Annotated in this window: 1 protein-coding gene; it reads right to left on the bottom strand. The window is 77.3% G+C overall.

Going from position 1 to position 9,795, the window contains the following annotated elements:
• Positions 1 to 9,662: amino acid adenylation domain-containing protein (locus ACFUEL_RS27785; protein ID WP_380239503.1), on the bottom strand; the 9,662-nt coding region annotated here is incomplete at its 3' end.
• Positions 9,663 to 9,795 lie beyond the last annotated feature (133 nt).

The raw sequence follows: 9,795 nt of genomic DNA, 5'->3' as shown, positions 1-9,795 counted from the left end.
GTGACCAGGACGCCCTTGGGGCGGCCGGTGGAGCCGGAGGTGAAGATGACGTACGCGGCGTGGTCGGGGCCGGGCCCGGCCGGTGCCGGCGCGGCCGGCCCGGCGGTGTCGACGGGCAGCACGGGGATGCCGTCCACGGCCCAGGGGGCGGGCGCGCCGGGCGGGGTGAGGACGCAGACCGGGCGGGCGTCCTCGATCATCCCGGCGAGGCGTTCGGCCGGGTGCTCGGTGTCCAGCGGCAGGTAGGCGGCGCCGGAGCGCAGCACGCCCAGCAGGGCGACCATCAGCTCGGCGGAGCGCGGCACGGCGACGCCGACCACGGTGTCCGGACCGGCCCCCCGGGCGGCCAGGACGGACGCCAGCACACCGGCCCGCGACCAGAGTTGACGGTACGTCAGTTCCTCTCCCAGGCAGTCGACGGCGACCGCTTCGGGGGTGGCGGCGACGCGTTCGGCGATCCGGCTGACCAGGGTGCCCTCGCGGACGGGGATGCCGGTGGCGTTCCAGCCGCCCGCCAGGCCGCGCCGCTCCTCGGCGGAGACGGGTTCGATCCGGCCGATCGGCCGTCCGGGGTCGGCGAGGGCCTGTTCCAGGACGTGCAGCAGCCGGGCGCCGTGCAGGCGGGCGGTGGCGCGGTCGAAGAGGTCCTCGGCGTGGATGACGGTCAGGTCGGTGCGGGTGCCGTCGGCGGACTCCACGAAGGTGAAGGCCAGGTCGAAGCGGGCGGCGTGCACCGGGTCGGGCAGCAGGGCGGTGCGGGCGCCGAGCAGACCGTCCAGGCCGCCGGCCTCCTTGCGGTACTGCACCATCACCTGGAACAGCGGGTGGCGGCCCAACGTGCGTTCGGGGTTGACCAGTTCGACCAGCCGGTCGAAGGGCAGGTCCTGGTGGGCGAGCGCGCCGAGCACGGTCTCCTTCGCCCGGTCGACCAGTTCGGCGAACGCCGGTTCGCCGCCCAGGTCGTGGCGCAGCACCAGGGTGTTGACGAAGAAGCCGACCAGCTGTTCCAGTGCCGCGTCGCCGCGTCCGGCGACGGGGGCGCCGAGGGCGACGTCGGTGGTTGCGGCGAGCCGGCCGAGCAGCAGGGCGGCGGCGGCCTGCACCACCATGAACGGGGTGGTGCCGCTGCTGCGGGTGAACTCGGCGAGGGCGGTGCGCAGTTCGTCCGGGAGGGCGAGCCGGACGGCGCCGCCGCGCCCGCCGGCCACGGCCGGGCGGGGGCGGTCGGTGGGCAGCGCGAGTTCGGCGGGCAGGCCGGCCAGCCGCTCGGCCCAGTAGGCGGACTGCGCCTCCAGCGGGCGTTCGGCCTGCCACAGCGCGTGGTCGGCGAACTGGATTGGCAGCGGCGGGAGTTCGGGTGCGCGCCCGGCCCGGCGGGCGGTGTAGGCGGCGTCCAGGTCGCGCAGCAGCACGCCCTCGGACCACTCGTCGGCCGCGATGTGGTGCAGCGCGATGCTCAGCACGTGGCGGCGCGGCCCGGCGCTGAGCAGCACGGCGCGGACCGGGATCTCCCCGGTCAGGTCGAAGACGTGCGCGCCGGCGGCGGCGGTCTCGGCGTCCAGCCGGTGTCCGGCGACCTCGCGCAGCTCGAACGGCACACCGGCCTCGGCCGGGGTCAGGATCCGCTGGTGGGGGCGGCCGTCGTGCTCGGCGCAGACGGTGCGCAGCGCCTCGTGCCGGGCCAGCACGTCGCCGAAGGCGGCCCGCAGCGCCCCGGGGTCGAGTGCGCCGTCGATCCGCAGCGCGCACGGGATGGTGTAGGCGGCGGACGGGCCGTGCAGGCGGTCCAGGAACCAGAGCCGGGCCTGCGCGGGGGCGAGCGGGACCGGCTCGGGGCGCGGGCGGGCGGCCAGGCGGGTGTCGTCCGCGCGGGCGGCGGGCCGGTCGTCGTCCGGGCGGGCGGCGTCGTCCAGGCGGGCGGCGAACGCGGCGGGGGTGCGGGCCTCGAACAGGGTGCGGATGGCGACCTCGGTGCCGAGCGCGGCGCGCAGCCGCCCGACCAGCCGGGTGGCGAGCAGCGAGTGGCCGCCGAGGGCGAAGAAGTCCTCGTCGGCGCCGACCGCGGGCAGGCCGAGCACCTCGGCGTACGCCCGGCAGACCAGTTCCTCCCGCTCGGTGCACGGGGCGGCCCCGGCGGGCGCGGCGTACGCGTCGGCGCCGGGTTCGGGCAGGGCGTGCCGGTCGAGCTTGCCGTTGACGTTCAGCGGCAGCGCGGGCAGCACGACCAGCGCGGCCGGGACGAGGTACTCGGGCAGCGCCTCGCCGAGCGCCTTGCGCAGCGTGGCGGGGTCGGGGTCCGTGCCGGGGGCGGCGACCAGGTAGCCGACCAGGCGCCTGGTGCCGCCGGGGGCGGGGCGGACCACGACGGCGGCCTGCGCGACGCCGGGCAGCGCGGCGAGCGCGGCCTCGGCCTCGCCGGGTTCGACCCGGAAGCCGCGGATCTTCACCTGGTCGTCCTCCCGGCCCAGGTAGTCGAGGCTGCCGTCGGGGCGGTGCCGGACCAGGTCGCCGGTGCGGTACATCCGGCTGCCGGGCGGGCCGTACGGGTCGGCGACGAAGCGGCCCGCGGTCAGGCCGGGCCGGTTGCGGTAGCCGCGGGCCAGTCCGGGCCCGGCCACGTACAGTTCGCCGGGCGTGCCGGGCGGGACGGGCCGCAGCCGGGCGTCCAGCACGTAGGTGCGGGTGTTGCCGATCGGGCGGCCGACGGACGGGGTGGGGCTGTCGGCGAGGTCGGCGCCGAGGGTGTCGACGGTGTACTCGGTGGGGCCGTAGAAGTTGTGGCCGAGCACGCCGGGGGTGGACCGCAGGCGCTGCCACAGGGTGTCGCCGACGGCCTCGCCGCCGACCAGGAACAGCAGCGGGCGGTGCGCCGGGTCGTCCAGCAGGCCCCATTCGACGAGTTGGGCGCCGAAGGACGGGGTGACGTCCAGGGTGTCGATCCGGTCGGCGCGCAGCCGGGCCGCGAGGGCCTGCGGGTCGCGGCGCAACTCCTCGCCGTAGACGTGCAGTTCGTGGCCGAGCAGCAGCCACAGCAGCTGCTCCCAGGAGGAGTCGAAGGAGAACGAGGCGGTGTGCGCGGCCCGCAGGACGCGGCCGCCGGCGGCGGCGACGGCTCGGGCGAAGACGGTGCCGCCGTGGTGCTCCAGCAGGTTGGCCAGGCCCGCGTGCGGCACCTGGACGCCCTTGGGGCGGCCGGTGGAGCCGGAGGTGTGGATGACGTAGGCGAGGTGCTCGGGCTCGGGGCGGACGGGTTCGGCTGCCAGCGACCCGAGCGCGGCGAGCGGGACGGCGCCGAGCGCGGAGCGCGCCAGCACGGGCCGCCCGGCGGCGAGTTCGGCGGTGGTGAGGGTGAGCAGCGGGGTGGCGTCGGCGAGCATCAGGGCGATCCGCTCGTCCGGGTGGTCGAGGTCGACCGGCAGGTAGGCGGCCCCGGCGGCGAGCACGCCGAGCAGGGCGGCGACCAGGTCGGCGGAGCGCGGCAGGGCGAGCGCGACCACGGTGTCCGGGCGGGCGCCGAGCGCGGCCAGGTGCCGGGCGTACGTCTCGACCCGCTCGGCGAGCTGCCGGAAGGTCAGCCGTTCGTCGCCGTGGACGACGGCGGTCCGGTCGGGGTGGGCGGCGGCGGTGGCGCGGAAGGCGTCGACCGCGGTGCCGGGCGGCACCGGGCGGTCGGTGGCGTTCCAGCCGGTCAGCACGGTGTGCCGCTCCTCGGCCGTCAGGACGTCCGACCGGCCGACGGGGGTGTCGGGTTCGGCGGCGATGGCGGTGAGCAGGCGCAGCAGGCGGGCGCCGATGTCGGCGGCCCGGGCGGGGGTGAAGGTGTCGGGGCGGTACTCGACGGCCAGCCGGGGGTGCTCGCCGGGCAGGACCAGGACGGTCAGCGGGTAGTGGGTGGCGCCCCGGTTGCCGATCGCCCCGACGCGCAGCGCGCCGGAGGCCGAATCACCGGGCTGCACGGGGTAGTTCTCGAACACCAGCAGGGTGTCGAACAGGGTGCCGTGCCCGGCGTCGGCCTGGATCCGGGCCAGGCCGAGGTACTGGTGGTCGAGCAGCGCGGACTGCTCCCGCTGGAGCCGGGCCAGCGCGGCGGCGGCCGGCTCGTCCTCGTCGAGGGTGAAGCGCACCGGGACGGTGTTGCTGAACAGGCCCACGGCGGCTTCCACGCCCGAGAGTTCGCCGGGGCGGCCGGAGACGGTGGCGCCGAACACCACGTCGGTGCGGCCGGTCAGCCGGCCCAGCAGGATCGCCCAGGCGCCCTGCACCAGGGTGTTCAGGGTCAGGCCGTGGCGGCGTGCGACGGCGGTGAGCGCGGCGGCCGGTCCGGCGGGGATCGGCAGCTCCAACTCCCGTGCGCCCTGCGGTGCTTCGCTCTTGTCGGTGGTGCCGACGGCGTCGGCGAGCAGGGTCGGGCCGTCCAGCCCGGCCAGGGCGGCGCGCCAGGCGGCGGCGTCGGCGGCGGTGTCGCGGGCCGCGAGGTGGGCCAGGTGGTCGGCCCAGCGCGGCGCGGCGGGCAGCGCGGCGCCCCCGTACGCGGCGAGCACCTCGCGCAGCAGCACGGGTGTGGACCAGCCGTCCATCACGATGTGGTGCCGGGTCAGCAGCAGCCGGTGCCGCTCGGGGCCGAGCACCAGCAGTGCGCAGCGCACCAGCGGCGGCCGGGCCAGGTCGAAGCGGCGGGCGGCCTCGGCGGCCTCGATCCGGGCGCCCTCGGCGGCCTGCCGCTCCTCCTCGAACCCGGACAGGTCGTGCGTGCTCCACGGGACGCGGACCTCGGGGACGAGGGCCTGCACGGGCTCCCCGGCGGCGGTCAGGGTGAACGCGGCACGCAGCGCGCCGTGCCGGCCCACCGCGGTGTCCACCGCGCGCGCCAGGGCGGCCCGGTCGAGCGGGCCGTGCAGGTCGAGCGAGGTCAGCGAGGTGTAGGTGGCGTCGTCGCCGGGGGGCAGCATCCGGTCGTGGAACAGCAGGCCCTCCTGGAGCGGGGAGAGCGGCAGCACCTCCGACAGGCCCGGGTGGCGGGCCGCCAGGGCGTCCAGGTCGGCCTGGGTCACGGCGGCCAGCGGCACGTCGGACGGGGTGGGGGCGGCGGCGTCCGGGCGGGCCGCCCAGCGGGCCAGCTCGTCCAGCCGGTCGAACCACTCCGCGGCCAGCCCGCGGATCTCCGATTCGCCGAACAGCGCCTCGGGCCAAGTCAGTTGGACGGTCAGCTCGGGCCCGCCGGGCCGCTCGTGGACGAACGCGCCGATCTCCAGGGCGTGTCCGCAGGGCCGCTCCGGGTCGGTGGTGGCGGTGATCGCGTCGCCCGCGCCGGGGGCGGGCGTCCAGGGCTCGCCGCCGGCCTGGAACCGGCCCAGGTAGTTGAAGAGCAGCAGGGGTTCGGGCGCGTCCGCGAGCACCCCGGCGGCGTCCGGGTACCGCAGCAGGCCCCAGCCGGTGCCCGCGTTCGGCAGCGCCCGCAGCCGCTCCTTCACCCCGGACAGCGCGGCGCCCGGCCCGGACAGCTCCGCCAGGTCCAGGTGCAGCGGGAACTCGCTGGTCAGCCAGCCGACGGTGCGCGAGGTGTCCGCCCCGGGCACCAGCTGGTCCTCCCGGCCGTGGCCCTCCAGCCGCAGCAGCAGCCCGTCGGCGGCGGCCGTCCCGTGCAGGGCGCGGCGGCGCTCCCGCACCGCGAGCGCCAGGCCGGCCAGCAGCACGTGGTCCACCCCGGCCCGGCGGGCGGCCGGAACGGCGGTCAGCAGCGGCGCGGTGCGCCCGGCGGGCAGGGTCAGCCGCAGCCGGCGGGTGCGGGCGGCGGTGTCCCGGGCCGGGTCGAGCGGCGGCTCGGCCAGCAGCGGCACCCGCGGCAGCGTCGACTGCCGCCGCCAGTACGGGAGTTCGGCCCGGACGGCCGCGCTCGCGGCGGCCTCGGCCAGCCCGAGCGTCCAGGCCCGCAGCGAAGTCGGCACCGGGGCGAGCGGACGGCCCTCGTACGCGGCCCGCAGGTCCGGCAGCAGGATCCGCCAGGACACCCCGTCCACGGCCAGGTGGTGCACCACCAGCACCAGCAGCCCGTCCCGCCCGGCCCCCGCGTCCAGGTGCACCGCCTGCAGCACCACCCCGCGCCCCGGGTCCAGCCGCCCGGCCGCCGCCTCCCGCTCGACCTCCGCCGCCGCGACCAGCTCCCCGGGCGCGACCCGCACCCGCCGTACCCGCGAAGCGGCCGGCGCCGCCCCGACGGGCCGCACCTCCAACGTCCACGGCACGGAACCGTCCGCACTCTCGCCGTACGGCCGCAGCGCGTCGCTCCCCTCCGACGCCCCTCCCGACCCGCGCGGCGCCTCCTCCCCTCCCGCACCGCCGACGTGCAGCCGCAGCCGCAGCGCGTCGTGGTGCCCGGTGAGCGTGTCGAGCGCGGCGACGAGTCGCGGCAGGTCGAGGTCGGCCGGGACGGTGAGGGTGGTGGACTGGGCGAAGCGGTTGATCGGGCCGCCCTGGTGGCGGAGCCATTCGGTGACGGGGGTGGGCGGCAGCGGGCCGTCGGAGTCGACGGCGGGGGCCGGGGCCGCCGTCTCGGCGGGGGTGGCGGTGGCGGCGATCCGGGCGACGGTGCGCCGGTCGAAGACGGTGCGCGGGGTGAGGGCGAGTCCGGCGTGGCGGGCCCGGCTGGCGAGTTGGATGGCGGAGATGCTGTCGCCGCCGAGCGAGAAGAAGTTGTCGTCGGCGCCGACCTGTTCGACCGGCAGGCCGAGGACTTCGGCGACCAGTGCGGCCAGCAGGCGTTCGGTCTCGGTGCGCGGCGCCCCGCTGCCCGCCGTACCGGGGTTCGGTGCGGGGAGCGCCTTGCGGTCGAGCTTGCCGTTGACGGACAGCGGCAGCGCGTCCAGGCCGACGATCACGGCGGGTACGGAGTGCTCGGGCAGGGTGTCCGCCAGCCGGTCGCGCAGCGCCTGCGGGTCCGCAGCGGGCGGCACCACGTACCCGACCAGCTGCTTGGCGCCGTTCGCCGTGGAGCGGACCGTCACCGCGGCGTGGGCAACGCCCGGGAGTGCGGCGAGGGCGGCCTCCACCTCCCCGAGTTCGATCCGGAAGCCGCGGATCTTCACCTGGTCGTCGGTCCGGCCCAGGTACTCCACCTCGCCGTCCGGCCGGTGGCGCACCAGGTCGCCCGTCCGGTACATCCGGGTGCCGGGCGGGCCGTACGGGTCGGCGACGAAGCGGCCGGCGGTCAGGCCGGGGCGGTTCAGGTAGCCGCGGGCCAACTGGACGCCCGCCAAGTAGAGTTCGCCGGGCACGCCGACCGGGCAGGGCCGCAGCCGGGCGTCCAGGACGTACAGCCGGGTGTTCCAGACGGGGCGGCCGATCGGGACGCTGCCGGCGCCGGGGCGCGTCGCGTGGTGGGTGACGTCGACGGCGGCCTCGGTGGGGCCGTACAGGTTGTGCAGCGGGACGCCGGGGAGGGCGGTGTGCCAGCGGTCGACGGTGTCGGCGGGGAGGGCCTCGCCGGAGCAGAAGGCGCGGCGCAGGGTGGTGCAGCGGGTGGCGAGGTCGGGTTCCTCCAGGAAGGCGCGCAGCATGGAGGGGACGAAGTGCAGGGTGGTGACGGCCTGTCGGGCGATCAGGTCGGCGAGGTAGCCGGGTTCCCGGTGGCCGTCGGGGCGGGCGAGGACGACGGTGGCGCCTTCGCCCAGGGCCCAGAAGAACTCCCAGACGGAGACGTCGAATCCGGCGGGGGTCTTCTGCAGGACGCGGTCGGCGGCGGTGAGCCGGTACTCGTGCTGCATCCATTCCAGGCGGTTGGCGATGGCCCGGTGGGTGACCAGGACGCCCTTGGGGCGGCCGGTGGAGCCGGAGGTGAAGATGACGTACGCGGCGTGGTCGGGCCCGGCGGGCACCGGTTCGGCGCGCGCCGCCCCGGGCTCCCGTGCGTCGAGCAGCAGGGCGCGGGCCCTGGCCTGTTCCGGCAGCCTGTCCCGGACGGCGCCGACGGTGAGGACCCGGACCGGGTCGGCGTCCTCGACCATGCCGGCCAGGCGTTCGGCCGGGTGGTCGGTGTCCAGCGGCAGGTAGGCGGCGCCGGAGCGCAGCACGCCCAGCAGGGCGACCATCAGCTCGGCGGAGCGCGGCACGGCGACGGCGACCACGGTGTCCGGTCCGGCGCCGACGGCGGCCAGCTCTTCGGCCAGCTCTCCGGCCGAGGACCAGAGTTGACGGTACGTCAGCTCTCCGTCCGAGGCGACGACCGCCACCGCACCGGGGGTGCGGGCCGCCCGGTCAGCGATCCGGTCGACCAGGGTGCCGGGCCGGACGTCGTGCCCGGTGGCGTTCCAGCGCTCCAGCACGTCGGCGCGCTCCTCGTCCGCGAGCAGTTCCAGTTCGCCGAGCGGGCGGTCCGGCGCGGCGGCGAGGCGTTCCAGCAGGGCGGTGAACCGGCGTGTGTGCAGGGCGAGTTCGGCCTCGGTGTACAGGGCCGGGTTGGCGTCGAACTCCAGCTGGAGGCGGTGGTCGGGGGTCTTGGCGACGGACAGCGAGAGGTCCTCGACGGGGCCGGCGGCGAGGTTGACGGTGTGGCCGGGGCTGCCGGCGAAGTCCAGGTCGAGGTCGAAGGGCTTGATGTTGAGCAGCGGCCCGTACAGCCGTTCGTCGGTGCCGACCAGGCCGAGGGTGCGGCGCAGTTCCTCGCCGCGGTGCAGTTGGTGGCGGCGGACGTCCTTGAGTTCGGCGGCGGAGCGGCGCAGCAGGGTGTCGAAGTCGTCGGCGGGGCCGACGGCCAGCCGCAGCGGCAGGATGTTGACGGCCATGCCGACCACCCGCGGGGTGCCGGGGGCGGTGCGGGCCATCAGGTGCATGCCGAGGACGGGGTCGGCGGTGCCGGTCATCCGGTGCAGGTAGGCGGCGAGGGCGGCGTGCGCGGCCTCGGCCCAGGTGGCGCGGGCGGCCCCGGCGGCGGCCAGCACGGGGGCGGTGCGGCGCGCGTCGAGGGTGGTCCGGTGGCGGAGCGCGGCGGGGGCGGCGGGGGCCTGCTGCTCGGTGAGGGCGCGGACCTGCGGACGGTCGGCGTACCGCTGCTGCCACCACCGGGCGTCGGCGGCGGCCGGTTCGCCGTCCAGGTAGGCGCGTTCGGCTTCGCGCAGGACGGCGGCGGGGCGCAGCGGGCTGTCGGGGACGTCGGCCCCGGTGGCGAGCGCGGTGTACGTCTCGGCGACCCGGCGGGTGAACAGGGCGACGCCGTAGCCGTCGATCACCAGGTGGTGGAACCACTGGAACCACAGGTGGCGCTCCGGCCCGGTACGGACCAGCAGGGCGCCGTGCAGGGTGTCGCCGGACAGGTCGGCGGGGCGGGCGAGTTGTTCGCGCACCAGGTCGACGGCGGCCTGTTCGGGGTGGTGGGCGCCGCGGGTGTCGAGCCGGGCGAGCGTCCAGGCGGCGGGGTCGAAGCGGCGGGTGCGGGCGCCTTCGCCGTTCGGGTCCACCGCCAGGTGCAGTCCGTCGGCCTCGGCGAGGGTGCGGGCGAGCGCGGCTTCGAGCAGGTCGGGGTGGAACGGGCCGTCGATCCGGACGTACTGGCCGACGTTGTGGGCGGGGCTGCCGGGGTCGATCCGTTGCGCGGCCAGGACGCCGGCCTGGGCCGCCGTCAGCTCCTGCCGTTCGCCGTGTTCGGCCTGCGTGGTCGTGGTGCCAGCCATGGTCCGGCCCTTCCCGGTGTCGGCGGCCGCCGGGCCCCGGGTGGGCGCGGGCCGCGGTGTGGTGCGAAAACGGATCTGGGGGTGCGTCGGGCGGGCCGCTGCCGCTGCGGCCCGCCCGGCGGGGGGCGGGGTG

It is taken from the genome of Kitasatospora sp. NPDC057198 (assembly GCF_042670125.1).
GTDB lineage: Bacteria > Actinomycetota > Actinomycetes > Streptomycetales > Streptomycetaceae > Kitasatospora.
Note: the sequence above shows the minus strand (reverse complement) of the source record. Positions and strands in the feature narration are given on the sequence as shown.